At 68.7% G+C, this 17,926-nt stretch carries 15 protein-coding genes; 1 reads left to right on the forward strand and 14 read right to left on the reverse strand.

Translation table 11 applies throughout. The annotated features are described in order from the left end of the window. Window positions 1–14 precede the first annotated feature (14 nt). From AC07XP_RS06535 to AC07XP_RS06570, 8 genes are read right to left on the reverse strand one after another with little or no spacing between them, the layout of a single operon-like run. Window positions 15–1,268 carry an SDR family NAD(P)-dependent oxidoreductase gene (locus tag AC07XP_RS06535; protein WP_492736882.1) on the reverse strand — a complete coding sequence of 418 codons (1,254 nt, stop codon included), beginning with the start codon at window positions 1,266–1,268 and terminating at the stop codon, window positions 15–17. Then, entirely contained in the window at window positions 1,265–2,437 is a 1,173-nt protein-coding gene (locus AC07XP_RS06540) for a thiolase family protein (RefSeq protein ID WP_495264153.1), read from the reverse strand. Before AC07XP_RS06540 ends, AC07XP_RS06535 begins: the two co-directional genes overlap by 4 nt. Further along, on the reverse strand, window positions 2,434–4,059 hold the full coding sequence (locus tag AC07XP_RS06545; protein ID WP_495264154.1) for an AMP-binding protein: 1,626 nt from the start codon (window positions 4,057–4,059) through the stop codon (window positions 2,434–2,436). The genes AC07XP_RS06540 and AC07XP_RS06545 overlap by 4 nt, the downstream gene beginning before the upstream one ends. A 7-nt stretch (window positions 4,060–4,066) precedes the next feature. After that, a complete protein-coding gene (locus AC07XP_RS06550) occupies window positions 4,067–4,564 on the reverse strand; it encodes an aromatic-ring-hydroxylating dioxygenase subunit beta (protein WP_495264155.1) in 498 nt (165 codons plus the stop codon). Further along, window positions 4,564–5,877 (reverse strand): aromatic ring-hydroxylating dioxygenase subunit alpha, encoded by a 1,314-nt coding sequence (locus AC07XP_RS06555; protein ID WP_070062338.1) that lies wholly within the window; start codon window positions 5,875–5,877, stop codon window positions 4,564–4,566. The genes AC07XP_RS06550 and AC07XP_RS06555 overlap by 1 nt, the downstream gene beginning before the upstream one ends. Window positions 5,878–5,909: 32 nt before the next feature. Further along, a complete protein-coding gene (locus AC07XP_RS06560; protein ID WP_495264156.1) occupies window positions 5,910–6,896 on the reverse strand; it encodes a PDR/VanB family oxidoreductase in 987 nt (328 codons plus the stop codon). A 13-nt stretch (window positions 6,897–6,909) separates the two neighbouring features. Beyond that, entirely contained in the window at window positions 6,910–8,415 is a 1,506-nt protein-coding gene (locus AC07XP_RS06565; protein WP_495264157.1) for an indolepyruvate oxidoreductase subunit beta family protein, read from the reverse strand. A gap of 4 nt (window positions 8,416–8,419) precedes the next feature. Then, on the reverse strand, window positions 8,420–10,612 hold the full coding sequence (locus tag AC07XP_RS06570; RefSeq protein ID WP_495264158.1) for a thiamine pyrophosphate-dependent enzyme: 2,193 nt from the start codon (window positions 10,610–10,612) through the stop codon (window positions 8,420–8,422). A gap of 144 nt (window positions 10,613–10,756) precedes the next feature. On the opposite strand from AC07XP_RS06570, the gene AC07XP_RS06575 reads away from it, so the two are divergent. Beyond that, window positions 10,757–11,233 (forward strand): MarR family winged helix-turn-helix transcriptional regulator, encoded by a 477-nt coding sequence (locus AC07XP_RS06575; RefSeq protein WP_099791754.1) that lies wholly within the window; start codon window positions 10,757–10,759, stop codon window positions 11,231–11,233. Between the two features lie 14 nt (window positions 11,234–11,247). Here AC07XP_RS06575 and AC07XP_RS06580 read toward each other — a convergent pair whose 3' ends face one another. From AC07XP_RS06580 to orn, 6 genes are all read right to left on the reverse strand, one after another. Continuing rightward, entirely contained in the window at window positions 11,248–12,126 is an 879-nt protein-coding gene (locus AC07XP_RS06580) for a quinone oxidoreductase family protein (protein WP_495264159.1), read from the reverse strand. Continuing rightward, on the reverse strand, window positions 12,123–12,926 hold the full coding sequence (locus AC07XP_RS06585) for an alpha/beta fold hydrolase (protein WP_495264160.1): 804 nt from the start codon (window positions 12,924–12,926) through the stop codon (window positions 12,123–12,125). The genes AC07XP_RS06580 and AC07XP_RS06585 overlap by 4 nt, the downstream gene beginning before the upstream one ends. Then, window positions 12,923–13,927: a 3-hydroxybutyryl-CoA dehydrogenase gene (locus AC07XP_RS06590; RefSeq protein WP_495264161.1), complete on the reverse strand. Its 1,005-nt coding sequence runs from the start codon at window positions 13,925–13,927 to the stop codon at window positions 12,923–12,925. Before AC07XP_RS06590 ends, AC07XP_RS06585 begins: the two co-directional genes overlap by 4 nt. Next, the gene (locus tag AC07XP_RS06595) at window positions 13,917–14,990 is read right to left on the reverse strand and encodes an NAD/NADP octopine/nopaline dehydrogenase family protein (protein WP_495264162.1); all 1,074 of its coding nucleotides are present in this window, start codon (window positions 14,988–14,990) and stop codon (window positions 13,917–13,919) included. Before AC07XP_RS06595 ends, AC07XP_RS06590 begins: the two co-directional genes overlap by 11 nt. Before the next feature lie 217 nt (window positions 14,991–15,207). Further along, window positions 15,208–17,118, reverse strand: coding sequence for a DEAD/DEAH box helicase (locus AC07XP_RS06600; RefSeq protein ID WP_495264163.1), 1,911 nt, complete (start codon window positions 17,116–17,118; stop codon window positions 15,208–15,210). Between the two features lie 248 nt (window positions 17,119–17,366). After that, window positions 17,367–17,926 (reverse strand): oligoribonuclease (gene orn / locus AC07XP_RS06605; protein WP_495264164.1); only part of this gene is annotated, 560 nt, incomplete at its 5' end.

Below are 17,926 nucleotides of genomic sequence, written 5' to 3' on the forward strand. Positions count from 1 at the left end.
TGTGATTCCTCTGCTCAGCCGCCCGCCGCGAGTTCGCGTTCGAGCACCTTGGGGTTGTCGCGCCAGCGCTCCAGCCACTCCTGCGCCACGTCGCCCGGGTACACGTCTTCCACGCCGTCGCGCAGCGCCTTCACGATGGCGTTGGCCAGCGCGGTGGGTGCCAGCTTGGGCGGCGGCGTGTGCTGGTTCCATTCGTCGTCGATGGGGCCGGGGAACACGTTGATCACGCGGATGCCGGCGGGCCGCATCTCGGCGCGCAGGCACTGCGCGAGCGAATGCGCCGCGGCCTTCGAGGCACTGAAGGTGCCGTGCGGCGGGAAGTTGCTCAGCGCGTAGATCGACAGCAGGTTGACCCACGCCGTCGCGCCCGTGGCACCGTCGGCCGACCGGCCCTTGAGCGCGGGGCCGAACTCCTGCGCCAGGCGCAGCAGGCCGAAGTAGTTGATGTCCATCTCGGCCTTGGCCACGTCGGTGCCGCGCCGCGCGCCGATGCCGAAGGTGCGGTGCACCTCGGCGTTGTTGATCACGATGTCGACCTTGCCGCCGATGGAGCCGGCCAGCTCGGTCACCTGGCGGCCGTTGGTGAGGTCCAACGGCACCAGCGTGACCTGCGGCAGGGCCGAGATGTCGTCCAGCCCGTCGCCCATCTTCTTCCACGGTTCAGCGTGGCCGACCCAGACGATGTCGGCGCCGGCCTTCACCAGCGCACGCACGAGGGCCTGGCCCGTCTCGGTCTTGCCGTCGGTCACCAGCACCTTGCGGAACTTCGGGTCGCTGGTCATTTCGCGCAGCATCTTGTCGTCGGCCATGTGGGGACTCCCTTCAGTCGGAAAAGCAATGAGGACGGCCTGGCCGGCGCGGTCGAGCCGGGCGCCGACACGCACGCGCGTGGGCGCATCGCCGACCTCGCCGTGCAGGTGGACCATGAGCGTGGGGCCGGCATCCAGATGCACCAGGCCCAGCCGCCAGGGCAGCCGCTCGCGAAAGAACAGGTCGTTGCTGTGGTGCAGCGTGGTGCTGCCGAGCAGCGCGCCCTCGCCGCTCTGCTGGCGCCAGCGCAACGCCGACGACAGGCACTTGTGGCAGACCTCGCGCGGCGGGTACTGCACCGTGCCGCAGTCTTCGCAGGTCTGCAGTTCGAAGCGACCTTCGGCGGCGGCGGCCGTGAGGCCGAGCGCGACGCGGCCGCGCGCGCCGGGCGGCAGGTTCATCTGCCGGGTGCGCAGCACCGGGTTCTTGCGCGGGGGGCGCATCATCGGCATCGTCATGCGGGTCTCCCCAGGATGACCGCGCCCGTACAGAGGCAGCGGTCGTAGGTCACCATGCCGAAGCCGGCGACAAGGCCCAGCTGGGCGTTGGGTACGGCGCGGGCGCCGGCCTGGTCGGTCAATTGGCGGATCGCCTCGACCATGCCGAGGAAGCCGCCCGCCGCACCGGCCTGCCCGGCCGAGAGCTGGCCGCCGCTGGTGTTGTTCGGAAAGCTGCCGTCGAAGGTCATGGTGTGGGCCTGCACGAAGGCCGAGCCTTCGCCCTTCTCGCAGAAGCCCAGGTCCTCGAACTGCATCATCACGATGACGGGGTAGTCGTCGTAGGTCTGCACGAAGTCGAGCGCGGCGGGCTGCACGCCAGCCTGCGCATAGAGGTCGTCGCGGTCCTTGCGCCAACCGCCCTGCACCATCACCGGGTCTTCGGCGTAGGCGTTGTGGCGCTCGATGGCGCCGCGGATCACGACGTGCGCCAGGCCCAGGTCGCGCGCACGCTCCTCGCTCATCACGAGAAACGCGTCGGCGCCGGCGCAGGGCATCACGCAGTCGAACAGGTGGATCGGGTCGGAGATGGGCCGCGCGGCCATGTACTCGTCGAGCGTGAGGCCCTTCTTGAACATGGCGTTCGGGTTGCCCAGCGCGTTGGTGCGCTGGTCCACGCAGATGCGGCCGAAGTCTTCGCGCGTGGCGCCGTAGGTGCGCATGTAGTTGGCGGTGATGAACGCGAAGATCGAGTTCGGGCCGCCCGAGCCGTAGGGGTAGCTGGCGTCGCGCGCGAAGTTGCTGAAGCTGCCCAGCGTCTGGCGAAAGGAGTCGACGTGGTTGGTGTCGGCGCCCACGCAGGCGACGATGTCGGCATCGCCCGCCTGCACCGCACGCGCGGCGCGGCGCAGGCACATCACGCCCGAGGCGCCGCCGGTGGGCATGTGGTCGAGCCAGCGCGGCGACAGGCCCAGGTGCTGCGTGACGCCCACGGCCGTGTCGGGCGCCAGCGAGAAGCTGCTCAGGCACAGGCCGTCGATCTGTTCCTTGGCCACGCCGCTGGCCTGCACCAGCGCGTCGATGGCCTGGCCGACGAACCAGTGCGCGGTGCGCGTGGAGTAGCGCACGTAGGGCACGGTGACGGGCACCGCGACCGCGACGCCTTCGTAAGAGAGCCGTCGCTTGGTCATGCCTGCCTCTTTTTCATGGAGCGCGTGTCGATGCAATGGCCCTGGCCCGGCAGCGACTGCGCCATCTCGCGCAGCTGGCCGCGCTGGATCTTCTGCGAGGGCGTGAGCGGCAGCGCGTCGACGAAGGCCACGTAGCCCGGCGCCTTGTAGTACGCCAGCTGCGCCAGCGCATGCTGGACGATGCTGGCCGCGACCGCTTCGCGCTGCGACGCATCGCTGCCGTCGCGCAGCACGATGCAGGCGAGCACCTCGTCGCCGCGCACCGCATCCGGCGTGGCGGCCACGGCCGAGGTCTTCACGGCCGGGTGCTGGTTGAGCACGCTCTCGACCTCGACGGCCGAGATGTTCTCGCCGCTGCGGCGGATCACGTTCTTCTTGCGGTCGACGAAGAAGAAGTTGCCGTCGGCGTCGCGGCGCACGAGGTCGCCGGTGTGGAACCAGCCGTCGGCCCAGGCTTCGCGCGTGGCGTCTTCGTCCTTCAGGTAGCCGGAGAAGAAGTAGCGGCGCGGGTCGGCGCCGGCCGAGCGCACCAGCAGTTCGCCGGGCATGTCGGTGCCCACGTCGCTGCCGTCCTCGCCCATGAGGCGGAGCTCGACGAAGTCTTCCTGCCGTCCGAAGCAGCTGGTGCCCACGAGGCGCGGCTCGCGGTTGGCCATGATGCAGGCGGCCGCGCCGGTCTCGGTCATGGCCCAGGCCTCGACCAGCGGGAAGCCGAAGCGCTCCTCGAAGGGCGCGTGGTTCTTGCGGTCGACACCGGCGCCGAAGCCCCAGCGGATCGCGTGGTCTCGGTCGGCCGCCGACGCGGGGGCCGACAGCAGCATCGCGGGCATCACGCCCAGGTAGTGGGCGATGGTCGCGCCGCTTTCCTTCGCGCTGGCCAGCCAGCTCTTCGGATGGAAGCGGTCGAGCTGCACGAGGCAGCCGCCTGCAATGAGCACGACCATGGTCGAGAACGCCATCGCGTTCATGTGGTTGAGCGGCAGCGGCGTGATCACGCGTTCGGCATCGGGGCGGATGCTGCACACGCCGTCCAGTGCGGCATACCACTCGCCGGCACGCAGGAAGTACGCGTTGCTCAGGATGCAGCCCTTGGGCCGGCCCGTGGTGCCCGAGGTGTAGAGCAGGCCGCATTCGGTGTCGGTGCCCACAGGCTCGCCAGCACGCGGCGCGGCGGTCTTCGCGGGCGGCACGGCGTCGTCGGGGCCCATGGTCTCGAAGGCCACACCGGCCTGCGCGGCGGCGGCCTGCAGGTCGGCGGCGCGCTCGGGCAGCGTGACGGCCAGGCCGATCTCGCTGTGGCCGATGAGGTAGACCAGCTCGGCCGAGCGCATCTCGGCGTTGATCGGCACCACGCTCGCGCCCAATGCGTTCAGCGCAAGCCAGTGGAAGATGAAGGCGGGCCGGTTCTCCAGCAGCAGGCCGACGCGGTGGCCGTGGCCGTAGCCGGCCTGTGCGTAGGCGGTGCGCAGCCGTTCGATTTCTGCGGCGGCTTCGCCCCAGCGGATGGCGCCGGCGGCGATGCCGTAGGCGGCGGCGGTCACCGATTCGGTGAAGAGGAATTCGGCCTGCGGGGTGCGCGCTGCAGTCGCGGCGAACACCTGGTGGACGGTGGCGTGGGTCATCGCGTCCTCAGATGAAGAGCTGCACGGCCGGAAGCGCCGCGTCGCAGTTGAGCAGGTCGACGCGCTTGAGCGTCATGCGCAGCGCGCCGTCCTGCACCGTGAGGTGGTGGAAGAAGGTGCCGACGTAGAACTGCAGCTCGTCGCCCTGCGACTCGGTGTAGTGGAATTCGGTGCGCACCACGAAGCGCTGGGCCTCGGCGTCGAAGGTCTCGACCACGGGCATCTGCAGCAGGTGGTGGCAGCGGCTTTGCGGCTGCTGCGAGAACGCGCGCGGGCTCTTCAGGCGCTCGATGCGCAGCTCGCGCAGCAGCTTGTCCTCGTACAGGTGCGAGGTGTGGTTCAGGCCGTCTTCCTGGTCGGGCACGAGCGGAATCCAGTAGAACGCGTCGTCGGTGAAGAGCGCGTTCCACGCCTCGTAGCGGCGGGTATCGAGCAGGCGCGCTTCGTTGACGACGAAATCGACGAGGTCCTGGCGGGTGATGTCGATGACGTTGGTGGTGGCCATTACATCGTCTCCGTCATGCGCTGCACCCAGCTGCGGTACTGGTTGCGCATGGGCAGCTCGTTGGTGCCGCCCGTGGTGATCTCGCCGCCCTTCAACTCCGATTCGTCGTAGTCGCGGTGCAGGCTCACCCACTCGTTGCCGCTGGCGTGCAGGCCGGCCTGCATGCCGCGGTAGGCCTGCAGGTCGTCGTGGCCCACCACCGAGAACGGCGAGTTGATGAGGCGGTTGTACATGGTGGTGCGCTGCAGCAGCTCGGGCGGCGCGCCCTTGAGGCGGAAGGTCCAGCTCTCGATGAGGGTCTTGTCGGCCGAGATGGGCTTGACCACGCGAATGGCCTGGATCGCGCCCTTGATCGTGAGGTTCGGGTAGTACACGGTGTTGTGCCGCGCCATGCCCAAAATCTGCGCCGTCTTCTCTTCGCCGTAGCGCGCCTTCATGGCGTCGTCGTACTCGGGGATCGCCTTGTACTTGCTGTGGATGCTGAAGTGCACGCCCGTGAAGCTGTGACCGTGGTCATACGTGCGGATGCCCATGTCCTCGAAGAACTTGTAGTCGGACATGAAGGGCACGAACTGCTCCACGGCCATGGGCTTGGGCTCGTCCTCGGGCTTGTCGGCCCACATGCGCTTGGCGGTGCCGGCCGACGACTCGTGCGCCACCATGGGGTGCATGGTGTCGTTGAGGTTCTCGACGAACATCTTCCAGTTGCACTGGTGCATGAAGCGCAGGCAGCCGCCGGCGATTTCGAGTTCGCCCTCGGGCGAGCGGTCGGCCATGTTGTCGATGGAGCTGAGCGAATCGCCGAAGTACGCGTCGAAGTCGGGGCCCGCGTCGTTGATCTTCACGAAGATGAAGCCGCGGTGGCTGCGCACGTGCTTCACCGGGGTGAGGCCCTTGCCCGACTCGCACTCGTGCAGCTGCGTGTGCTCGTAGCCGGTCTTCAGCGGAATGGCCAGCGGCGCGCCGTCGGTCTTGAAGGTCCAGGCGTGGTACGGGCAGCGAAAGAACTTGCCGGTGTTGCCGCAGGGCCCGTTCACCAGGCGCGAGCCCTTGTGGGCGCAGCGGTTCATCATGACGCGCACGCTGCCGTCGCTGTGGCGCACGACGATCAGCGGACGGCCCGCGATCTCGTTGGTGATCCAGTCGCCCGACTTCGGCAGCTGGCTCTCGTGGCCGACGTAGTTCCAGGTGTTGGCGAAGAAGTGCTCCTGCTCCAGCTCGAAAAGCTCCTGGCTGGTGTACAGGTCGCGGTGCACGCGGTCGTTCTGCACGAGCGCGCGAACGGCATCGGGGTTGTCTCGGTACGAAGGCATGGTTCTCCTGGCTCCTTCCTGGCTGGCTTTTCTCAGAGGTCGAGCACCAGGCGCGCACCCTTGGCGCGCGAGATGCAGATCTGCATGACGGTGCCTTCCGCCTTCTCGCGGGCGGTGAGCACGTAGTCGCGGTGGTCGATCTCGCCCTCGATCACGGGCACGGCGCACACGCCGCATTCGCCGCGCTTGCAATCGAACATCGGGTCGCAGCCGTGTTCGATGAGGCAGTCGAGGATGCTCTGGCCGACCGGCACGGTGAAGCGCTGGCCCGACTGGGCGAGTTCCACCTCGAAGGGCTGGTCGCCCTCCTCCACGACGGGTTCGGTGAAGAGCTCGAAGTGCACGCGGTCGTGTTCCCAGCCGCGGGCCTGGGTGCGGGCGAGCACGGCGTCGAGCATGACCTTGGGGCCGCACACGTAGAGGCGGTCGCCGGCGGACACGGCGTCGAGCAGCGCGTCGATGTCCAGCGGCGCGCCGGCCTCGGCGTCGGCGTGCACGCGCAGGTCCTCGCCCAGCAGCGCCTGCAGCTCGGGCAGGAAGGCCATCAGGTCGCGGCTGCGGCCGGCGTAGTGCATGCGCACGGCGGCGCCTTCGGCACGGCGGCGCGCGGCCATCGAGGCGAGCGGCGTGACGCCGATGCCGCCGGCCACCAGCACCGAGCCGCCCGGGCCGGTGTGCAGCGGAAAGTCGTTCTTCGGCGGCTCGATGGTGAGCACGCTGCCCTCGGCCAGCCCTTCGTGCATGAAGCGCGAGCCGCCGCGGCCTTCGGCTTCCTTGCGCACGGCGATCACGTAGTCGGTCGGGGCGTTGGTGGCGTTGCGCTCGGTGGCGAAGTTGATGAGCGAGTAGTGGCGCCAGTCGGTGGTGCCGTCGGCCAGCGTCACCTGCACGCGGATGTGCGCGCCGGCGGCGAAGCCGGGCAGCGCGCGGCCGTCTTCGGCGCGCAGGCGCAGCAGGCGGATCAGCGGGTTGAGGGCGCGCGCTTCGGCGACGCGAAGCTGGAGCGTGGGGGCGGTCATGGTTCGGGTCCCTTCAGGCCAAGGCGTGTTGCACCAGCGCGGCCTGCAGCTTGTGGCCGTGTTCGTCGGCGAGCGCCGCGTCGCGCAGTTCGCGCAGGGTGGCGGGCGCCAGCGCGGCACCTGCACGCTCGAACGCGCGCATCACGGTGTCGTAGTTGCGCAGGCCGCGCTCGTGCGTGTCGCTGTAGCCCTTGACCAGGCGCTGGCACTGGGCGAGTTCGACGGCGAGCGCGGGGTTGCGTGGCGCGGTGGCGGCGATGCGTTGCAGCCATTCCTCGATGCGGCGGTTTTCGTCGGCGTAGCGCATCGTCGAGCGGCGCCAGCCCTTGCAGGCCGCGACCATGCGCAGCATGAGGTAGCCGCGCAGCGAGCTGGTGCGGATCACACGGCCGTGCTGCGTGAAGCGCTCGACGATCTTCTTGGGCACCGGGGAGTGCATGAGCCAGCGGCCGAGGCCGCCGGGCAGCGTCTCGCAGATTTCCTGCAGGCGCGGGTGCATGTACTCGTGGATGGCGAGCAGCTGGCCTGGCTGCACGCCGGCCTCGCCGTGCACGCGCTCGAAGCGGGTCGCGCGGGTCTTCAGGGCGGCGACGCGGGCCGTGTCTTCGTAGGACATCCACAGCGCCAGGTGGCGCGCGGTTTCGCGCAGCAGGCGGTGGGCGTCGTCGGGCAACTTGGCAACGGCGGCCATGCGGTCGAGGTACAGGCCGGCGTAGGCCAGGTCCTGGTAGTCGATGAGGCGGCGCACGCCTTCGAGCAGGAATTCGTGCGCGGGCAGCGGAAAGTCGCGCTGCACGCGCTCGACCAATGCGCGCACGGCCGGATGGCGCGGTTGCGGTGCGGGCGTGGCGGCCGGTGCCACCTTGGCGGGTTCGCCGTCGTCGCCATCCTGTGCGCGATCGAATGCTGCACCGAAGGCCTTGAGGCTGGGCTTCACGCCCACGCCGCCGCGCTCGATGGTGGCTTCGAACTGCGCGCGGCCGAACGGCAGCACGCCCGAGCCGGCGAGCGTGCCGAACAGCACGGCGCTGATCACGCTGCCCGAGGCTTCGGCGGCCTGCGCCATGTCGAAGCGGATGAAGCGCTTGGCGGCGCGCGCGGTGTGGGCGAGCAGCTGGTCGCTGTCGACACGGCCGTCGCCCATGGCGCTCTTTTCGGCGATGGAGAAGACGCGGTGCGTGGAGGCGATGAGCGTGGTGCGGTCGCGCGTGACCAGCCCGCGCTGCACCGCGCGGCCGGCTTCCATGAGCTCGGAAGCGAGCACCACGTCGACGTCGCCCGGCAGCGGCATCAGCGCGAGCACGGGGCGCCCGCCGTCGGCGTGGGCCTGCGCATCGGGGTACAGCTCGACGTAGTAGATGGTCGCGCCGGTGCGCTGGGCCACGCCCGGCACGGAGGTGGTCTGGGCGACGTAGCCGTTGGCCTCGCCCATGTCGACGATCCAGTCGGCGAGCACGCCGCCGCCCTCCCCGCCCATGGCGAGGATGGCGATCTTTATCGGTTGAACCTTGTTCGTCATGGCGTCAGAAGGCATAGGCGTCACGGCGGCGCGCATCGCCGCGCTGCATCCAGCCGATGACGGCGGTGCGCACGCGCTGGCGGAAGCGGTCCCAGGCGGTCGGGTTGCTCACGACCTGCGCCTTGTAGAACGAGGGGCACAGCACGGCAGCGTGCGAGACGTCGCCGCAGTTGCCGCAGCCCACGCAGCTGTCGAGCACGGTGGCGACGGGGTCGATGCGCAGCGGGTCGGGGTTGGGCTTGATCGAGAGCGACGGGCAGCCCGACAGGCGGATGCACGAGTGGTCGCCGGTGCAGGTGTCGGCATCGACGCCGAACTTGTCGCGCACCATGCGCTTGCCGTCGGCGATGGCCTTGCGCACCAGCGGCTTCTCGCGCCGCTGCTTGTTGAGCATGCACTCCGACTGCGCGATGAGGACCTTGGGGCCCTTCTTGGTCGTGGTGAGTGCGTCTTTGAGCGCATCGCGCATGCCGGCGACGTCGTAGGTGCGGCGCATCGTCTTCACCCATTCGACGCCCACACCGCGCACGGCGCGCTCGATCTCGTGGCCGGTGCTGCGCGTCTTGTTGACGGCGGTCGACGAGAGGATGTCCTGCCCGCCCGTGGCCGAGGTGTAGTTGTTGTCGACGATGATGGTGAGGTTGTCGCTCTTGTTGAAGACCGCGTTGGCCACGCCGCTCGTCAGGCCGTTGTGCCAGAAGCCGCCGTCGCCCATCATCGAGATCGCGCGCTTGCCCGCGGGCGCGTTGAGTGCCGAAGCGCCCGCACCGCCGAGGCCGTAGCCCATCGTCGTGTTGCCGATGTTGAAGGGCGGCAGGATCGAGAACAGGTGGCAGCCGATGTCGGCGCTCACGTGGTGCGCACCGAGTTCGCGCTCGACCAGCTTCATGGCACTGAAGATCGGGCGCTCGGGGCAGCCGGTGCAAAAGCCCGGTGGACGCGAATGCACCACGTCGCCAAGTGCGCTCGACGGCTCAGCGGGTTCAGGCGCGGCATCGACGCCGATGGCCGCCACTTCCTTCAGCGGAATCACCTTGCGCACCGGTACGGGCACGGGCAGCGGCGCGAGGCGTTCGTAGCGCTCGCAGAAGGTGCGCGTGCCCTTGAGCAGTTCGAGCGTCGTGTATTCGCCGGCCACGGGCAGCATGTCCTTGCCGTGCAGCGCGGTGGTGGAGCCGGCCTGGCGCAGGATGGTCGCGAGGTTCTGCTCGACGAAGTTGGGCTGGCCTTCTTCCACGATGAGCACGGCGCGCTTGCCTTCGCAGAAGCGGATGACCTCACTCTCGATGACGGGATAGGCCACGTTCATCACGTACAGCGGCACGCGGGTCTCGCCGTACACGTCGGCCAGGCCCAGGCGTTCGAGCGCACGCAGCAGCGTGTTGTAGCTGCCGCCCTGCACGATGATGCCGATGTCGTCGGCGTCTTCGGAGAAGAACTCGTTGAGCTGGCGCTCCTCGATGAAGCGCACGGCGGCGGGCCAGCGGTCCTTCACCTTCTCTTGCTCGTGCACGAAGCTCGCGGGCGGCAGCACGATGCGGCTGACGTCGCGCTGCGGGTTCTCCAGCGCCTCTTTCAGCGTGAACTTGGCGCGCTTGTTGTCGCCGGCGATGAAGTGGCCGTGCACATGGCAGGCGCGGATGCGCAGCTGCAGCATCACGGGCGTGTTGCTGGCCTCGGAGAGGTCGAAGCCGGTCTTCACCGCATCGACGATGCTCGGCAGGTTGGGCCGCGGATCGAGCAGCCAGATCTGCGACTTCATGGCGAACGCATGGCTGCGCTCCTGCATGATCGACGAGCCTTCGCCGTAGTCCTCGCCCACGATGATGAGCGCGCCACCGGTGACGCCGCCCGAGGCCAGGTTGGCCAGTGCATCGGACGCCACGTTGGTGCCCACGGTCGCCTTGAAGGTGACAGCGCCGCGCAGCGGGTAGTTGACGGAGGCGGCCAGCGTGGCAGCGGCGGTGGCTTCGCTGGCGCTGTTCTCGAAGCGGATGCCGTGGTCGGCCAGGATGTCCTGCGCATCGGCCAGCACGTCCATCAGGTGCGAGATGGGCGCGCCCTGGTAGCCCGCCACATACGACACCCCCGACTCCAGCAGGGCCTTGGTGACGGCCAGAATGCCTTCGCCGCGGAACACTTCTCCACCAGTAAGTCTCAGCTTCTTGACTTCTTCGACGAACGAACGCTCAGCCATGGATGTCCTTCTTCTTTCTCGTGGGAGGATGCGGCCCCGGGGTCACATCACGGTTCCTATAATGTTTAGAAATGAATGTATCCACAATCATGAATTACCCTAGCCATGCAATCCGCATGCCTGCGGCAAACAGGAGGCGCCTTCATGTCTGAACCGCTCAAGGAAACGCATCGCTTCGTCGATGACTACCTGCCCGCGCTGCTCGCGCAGGCCAGCCAGCTCATCTCTTCGGAGTTCCACGAGGTGGCGCGGCAGCAGGGCTTCTCGGTGTCGGAGTGGCGCGTGATGGCATCGCTGGCGGGCAGCGACGCGGTCAGCATCGGCCAGCTCGCGCAGGTGACGGTGACCAAGCAGCCGACGGTGACGCGGCTGCTCGACCGCATGGAAGCGCGCGGCCAGGTCGAGCGCCTGCCCCATGAAAGTGATCGCCGCATCACGCTGGTGCGCATCACGCCCGCTGGGCTGAAGGCGGTAGAGCACCTGATGGAACTGGCGCGCGAACACGAGCGCCGCGTGCTCGAACCGTTCGGGCTGCGACGCGCCGAAGAGCTCAAGCAGACGCTGCGGCAGATGATCGACCTGCATGTGCATGTGCCGGTCGAGGTGCCGGACGAAGACTGAAGCGTGCGGCCTGACTAAGGCACGAGCACCGCGCGGCCGCGATGGCCGCGTTGGGCGATCCAGTCGAGTGCCCGAGCGGCATCGGCGAGCGCGAAGGGCTGCACGTCGAGGTGCAGGCGGCCGTCGGCCAGCCTCGCAAGCAACTCTGGAGCGGCTGCGCGGCCTGTGGCTTCGCGCCGGAACATGTTGAGCGGCAGCAGCGCCACGTCGCGCTGCAGGAAGTGCGCGATGTCCAGGTGCAGCGTTGGGCCAGCCGTGTAGCCGACCAGCACGGCGCGGCCACCGGGGCGCATGGCCGGCAAGGCCGCCGCGAGCACGTCGCCGCCGACGGTGTCGATGAGCAGGTCGGCGCTGGCGGCTTCAGGCGGTGCGGCTTTCGGATCGACAGGCGTTGCGGTGCAGCCTGCATCGCGTGCCAGCTGCATCACCAGCGAACCCACTGCGCCGCTTGCGCCCGTCACCAACACTTGCTCTCCAGACTGCAATCGGGCGACGTCATGCAAGGCGACCCACGCCGATGTGGTGGGCGAGAAGAACGCTGCGCCGAGCGTCATCGACACGGCATCTGGCAACACACCAAGTGCGTCGTCAGGCGCATCGATCAGCTCGCACCACGTGCCGTCGAACAGCGTGCCCAAGCCGCTGCCACGCAACCACACGCGTTGCCCCTCGGCATATCGCTCGCTCGCGACGACAACGCCCGCGGCTTCCACGCCCGGCGTGTACGGCAGCGGCGGATGCCGCAAAAACCGGCCTTGCCACACGGTGCGGTCGATGTGGCCGACGGTCGCGGCCTGCATGCGCACGAGGGTGCGACCGGGTCGCGCCACAGGGTCGGCCACGTCGTCGAGCACCGGCGCGGCATCGAAGCCATGGATGCGAACGGCCTTCATGGCCGCGTCGCCAGAAAGTCGAGCACCGTGCGCGCGAAGGCCTCGGGCATCTGATCCGGCAAGGGCACCATGCCGCCGTCGATGTCGACGATGCGCGCCTGCGGCAGCTGATGCTGCAGCTCCGCCGCATGCGGCGCGGCGAAAGGGTCGAGCGTGGCGCGCACGATGAGCGTCGGCTGCGTCACGCGGCCGATGCGCTCTTCCATGCGGTACGAGGCCACGGCGCGGTGCCCTTCTTCGACACGGTGGCCGACCTTCATCGCATCGCGCACGAAGGCCTCGAGCAGGTCGGGACGTCCCGGCGGATAGAAGGCCTGCCGCTTCTGCCACAGCGCGGCGAGGTGGCTGCCGTCGTCGCTGGGTGCCACCTCGTCGATGGGCGGACGCTGCGCGCGGGCGCGGCGAAACACCTCGTCGGTGTATGGCGTGGACGAAAGCACGAGGCTGCGCACATGCTCGGGAAACGCCGCGGCCAGCTCGATCGCGATCACGCCGCCAGTGTGGTGCCCCACCACGTCGGCCTGCGCGATGCCGAGCGCATCGAGCAGCTCGCACGCCACGCGCGCCCACTGCGCAATGCTCGCGGGCACGCGGCCGTCGGCCGAGTCGCCGAAGCCCGCCGTGTCCATGGCGATGGCGCGGTAGCCCGCGCCGGCGATCAGCGGCAGCACCTCGCGGTACTCGGCCCAGCTGCGCGGCGACTGGTGCAGCAGCAGCACGGCCGGCGCCTGCGCGTCGCCGCACATGGCGTGGTGCACCTGCCCCACCGACAGGTCGGCGAAGGCGTGGCGGATCGTCATGACAGCGTCTCGTCGGCCGGTGCGCGCCACAGGCCCGCGTGCTTGAGTTCTCCGAGCGTGCGCGAGAGCACGTCGCGCCGGTAGGCAGCGGTGTCGCGGCCCGCGTAGTCGTAGAAGCCGCTGCCGCTCTTCAGGCCCAGCCGCCCCTCCTCGACCATGCGTCCGACGATGGCCGGCGCGGTGTAGCGGCCCGCGTCGAGCGAGGCCGACATCTCGCGGCTCGCGTGGTGCAGGATGTCGCAGCCGCCGAAGTCGATGAACTCGACCACACCGAGTGCCGCGAAGCGCAGGCCCAGGCCGTAGCGCGTGGCCTTGTCGATTTCTTCCGCTGTGGCAGCGCCTTCTTCGATCATGCGGGCCGCCTCGTTCATCACGAGCGCCTGCAGGCGCGGCACGATGTAGCCCGGCGACGCGCCGCAGACCACGGGCAGCTTGCCGATGGCCTCCATCAGTGCCTTCGTGCGCGCGAGCACGCCGGCGTCGGTGCCGGGGTGGCAACTCAGTTCGACCACGGGGATCACGTAGGCCGGGTTGAGCCAGTGCATGTTCAGGAAGCGCTCGGGCCGGCGCACCAGCGCGGCCAGCTGCGTCACGAGGATGCTGCTGGTGGTCGAGGTGAGGATCGCGTCGTCGCGGCAATGGCGGTTGAGCTGCTCGAAGGCCTCGCGCTTGGCGTCCATGGTTTCGGGCACGCCTTCGAACACCAGCTCGGCGGCGGCCAATGCGCATGGTGCTCCTGCTGCATTCACGAAGTCCACGCGCGCGGCGATGCGTTCGACCTGCGAGGCATCGATCACACCGAGCTGTGCAAGGCCTGAGAGGCTCGCAGTGATTTCCGCTTGCGCCTCGTCGCGCAGGCGCTGCCACGCCTCGGGCGCGCGCGGGCGCAGGTCGATCAGCGCGATGCGGTGGCCCGCATAGGCGAACGCGATGGCGATGCCGCGCCCCATGCGGCCGGCGCCCACGGCGGCAAAGCGCGGCGGCGCGGGCTCATTCGCCATCGTGCAGCCTCTGCTTGAGCTGGGTCGCACTCAGGCTGGCCAGGCCCAGGCTTTCGAAGGTGCGCGGGCCCTGGCGCAGGTCGCGCCCGAGGAAGCCACCGACGATGGCCAGCAGGCCGTGGGCGATGGGCGCATCCACGCCCGCATGGCGCGCGGCCGAGGCCAGGAAGGCCAGGCCGAGTTCGGTGTCTTCGGTGATGTAGCGGTGCGTGTGCAGGTCGATGTTCTCGCGCCAGTCGCCCGACTTGACGAGCTGCTTGTGCGCGTCGCCGTACATCCACTGGTCGTTGTTGTAGTGGTCGGCCAGCGGATAGTGCGGCGCGCCCTGCCCGAAAGCCTCGCGCACGGCCATGCGCTCGCGGTCGAGCCGGTCGGTCACGTCTCGCACGGCACGCTGCGTGCCTTCGTTGTGGATGTCCCAGCGCTCGAAGTGCTGCAGCGGCGCGGCGTTCATCACCATCAGCGGCGGGTGGATGACGGGGCCGGCGTTCATCAGCGCGCCCGAGAGCGCGTCGCCGCAGCCGTGCACGGCCGGGTAGGCGCGGCGGATCACCTCGATGGCCTGCGCCTCCTTGCGCGCCGGGTAGACGCCGGTCGGCAGGCGGATCGCGCGGATGGTGACATTGACTTCGCGCTCGCCGTGCTTGCGCGCAAGGTACGGCAAGGTGCCGGTCTCGGCCCAGGCCACGTCGGCGCGGTTGCCGGCGGCCTTCACCACCTGCGCCATCACGTAGCTGCCGAAGGTGCCCGGCGGCAGGAACACGACCTGGCCGTCGACCAGGTGCGGTGCCATGGCCAGCGCGATGTCGTGCTGGGCGATGGCGGGCGTGGGAATGACGATGAGTTCGGCGCCCTTCAGCGCGGCGCCGATGTCGGCGGTGGCCAGCGCGATGGGCACCTCGCGCGCACCGGCGGCGTCTTTGAGCGTGATCGCGCCGGCCTGCACGACGGGTTCGAGCGCGGCGGCGTCGCGGCGCCACAGGCGCACTTCATGACCGGTTTCAGACAGGTCCGCGGCGGCCGCATAGGCGCCGTGGCCACCCCCAAGAATCGCAATTTTCATGATCGAAAGTCGAGAACAGGTGTCGATGAACCGGCAGCCGCGAACGGACCGGGGAGAAGCAATGCGCCATTACATTACTTTTCATCGATTCAGGTGTCAATCAACTTCATGAGCGCCGGACTGCTCGGAAACCCGACAACGAAAAAGCCCGCGTTCGTGAGAAGCGCGGGCTTTTTGAGGGGGAAGCGGCCCTTTTCAGGGCCGCTTGCGGGGACGATCAGCGGCTGGGCTTGAACGCGCGCTTTTGCGCGTCACGGGGCACGAACACCTTGCCCGGGCCACCGTGGCCGGCGCCGTTGCCGCGCGGTGCGAAACCTTCGCGGGGTGCAAAGCCTTCACGGGGTGCGAAACCGCCGTCGCCGCGACCGCCGCCATGGCCGTGGCCGCCGCGCGGGGCGCTGTCGCCCCAGCCCGGCTTGCGACCGTAGCCGCCGCCATTGCCGCCTTCGTCACGGCCGCCGCCGAAGCCGGCGTTCTGGCCGCCCTGGAAGCCGCGCGGGCCTTGGCCCTGGGCCGGGCCGCGCGAATTGCGGTCGTTGAAGCCGCTGGCGCCGGCATAGCCGCCACCGTTGTTGTTGTTGCCGCGGTAGCCACCGCCGCCGCCCGCACCGCCATTGCCGAACTTGCGATCGCGCGAGAAGTTGTCGCCACGGCCACCGCGGTACTCGCCCATCGGGGGACGCGATTGCGGCATGCGCTGTTGCGGCTCGAGGCCGGCCACCACTTCCGCCTTGAACTGCTGGCGGCTGTAGTGCTCGATGTCCATGATCTTGCGGCGATCGCGGAACTCGGCGAACGTGATGGCCAGGCCATCGCGGCCGGCACGGCCGGTGCGGCCGATGCGGTGGGTGTAGTCCTCGGCCTTCATCGGCAGGCCGAAGTTGAAGACGTGGGTGATGGTCGGCACGTCGATGCCGCGGGCGGCAACGTCGGTGGCCACCAGGATCTGCACCTGGCCCTGGCGCAGTGCCATCAGGCGGCGGTTGCGCAGGCCCTGGCTCAGGGCGCCGTGCAGCGCGACGGCGCTGAAGCCTTCTTGCTGCAGGTCGTTGGCGAGGCCGTCGCACTCGACTTGCGTGCTGGCGAACACGATCGCCTGGTTGATGCTGGTGTCGCGCAGCCAGTGGTCGAGCAGCTTGCGCTTGTGCTGGCTGTTGTCAGCCCAGTACAGCGACTGCTTGATGTTGGCGTGCTTTTCTTGCGGGCTGTCGATGGTGATGCGCTGCGGCTCGCGCATGACGCGCTGGGCCAGCTGCTGGATGCGCGGCGCGAAGGTGGCGCTGAACATCATGGTCTGCTGGCGCTCGATGGTGAGCTGGTTGACTTCAGCCAGGTCGTCGGCAAAGCCGAGGTCGAGCATACGGTCGGCTTCGTCGACGACCAGGAACTTGACTTGGTCGAGCTTGAGCTGCTGCGAGCGCTGCAGGTCGAGCAGGCGGCCCGGCGTGGCGACCACGAGGTCGGCGTTCTGCAGCTTGGCGATCTGCAGCTGGTAAGGCATGCCGCCCACCACGTTGGCAACGCGCAGGCCGCGGCAATGACGCACCAGTTCGATGGCGTCGTGTGCAACCTGCTGCGCGAGTTCGCGCGTCGGGCACAGGATCAGGGCGCCGGGGGTGGCGGCCTTGAAATGACGGGCGTTGGTCGGGTCCTTGCGCTTGGGCTTCTTGAGCGGCGCTTCGCCACGGGCAGCGGCTTCAGCGGCCAAGCGCTGGAACTCGGCCTTGGCTTCGGCTTCGGCTTCGGCCTGGCGCTTGATCAGCGTGTGCAGCACGGGCAGCAGGAAGGCGGCGGTCTTGCCCGAACCGGTCTGGCTCGAGACCATCAGGTCGACGAAGCGGGCCGAACCGGCTTCGCCCATGGCGATCGGCACGACCTTTTCCTGCACGGTGGTCGGCTGGGTGAAACCCATGTCGGCCACGGCGGCGATCAGTTCGGGGGCGAGGCCCAGCTTGATGAAACCGTTGGGCGCGGCAGGCGCTTCGGCTTCGGCGGCCTCGGGGGCTGCGGCGTCCAGTGCGTCGAGGATCGGGGCCTCGGACACGGTGTCCGCGACAGCGGTGAATTCGTTATGGGTAGCGGATTGCACAGGCGCGAGTTCGCCCTGCGCTTCAAAAGCGTCGGTCATGAATATCAATCTCAAACGCGAGCGCTGCCGTAGGCGGCGCCCCGTTGGTGGTTAAAAACATCAACCATCCAACGACATTCAACTTCCGGCTTTCGTCGGAGGCTGCGGCCCTTTTTGATCAGCGAATGCGATCGGGCGCGGTGTGCAAGATAGGGAGATGCGAGAGACGCTGATCTGTGTCCAAAGACGCGTTCAAATCAGCGAAGCCTGCGATTATGGCACGGCTTCGGGTTTTTACCTAATTGTTGTCAATCCACCAAGCGCAGGAAGGTTTCCCGGTAGTGCGCGAGCTCCTCGATGGACTCGTGCACGTCGGCCAGCGCGGTGTGCGCCTGCTGCTTCTTGAAGGCGGTGTAGGCCGTCGGCTTCCAGCGCTTGGCCAGCTCCTTGAGGGTGCTGACGTCGAGGTTGCGGTAATGGAAGTACGCCTCGAGCTTGGGCATGAACTTGACCAGGAAGCGCCGGTCCTGCCCGATGGTGTTGCCGCACATCGGCGAGCCGCTCCTGGGGATGTACTTGGCGATGAATTCGAGCAGCTGCTGCTCGGCCGCGGCTTCGTCCAGCGTGGAGGCCTTCACCTTGTCGATCAGGCCGCTGCGGCCGTGGGTGCCCTTGTTCCAGGCGTCCATGGCGTCGAGCACGGCGTCGCTCTGGTGGATGACGAGCACGGGGCCGTCGATGCGGGGTGTGAGGTCGGGGCCGGTGACGACCACGGCGATCTCGAGCAGGCGCTCTTTCTCGGGGTCGAGGCCGCTCATTTCGCAGTCCAGCCAGACCAGGTTCTGGTCGCTTTTCTTCAGGGTGGGGG

It is taken from the genome of Variovorax sp. GW531-E2 (assembly GCF_059423125.1).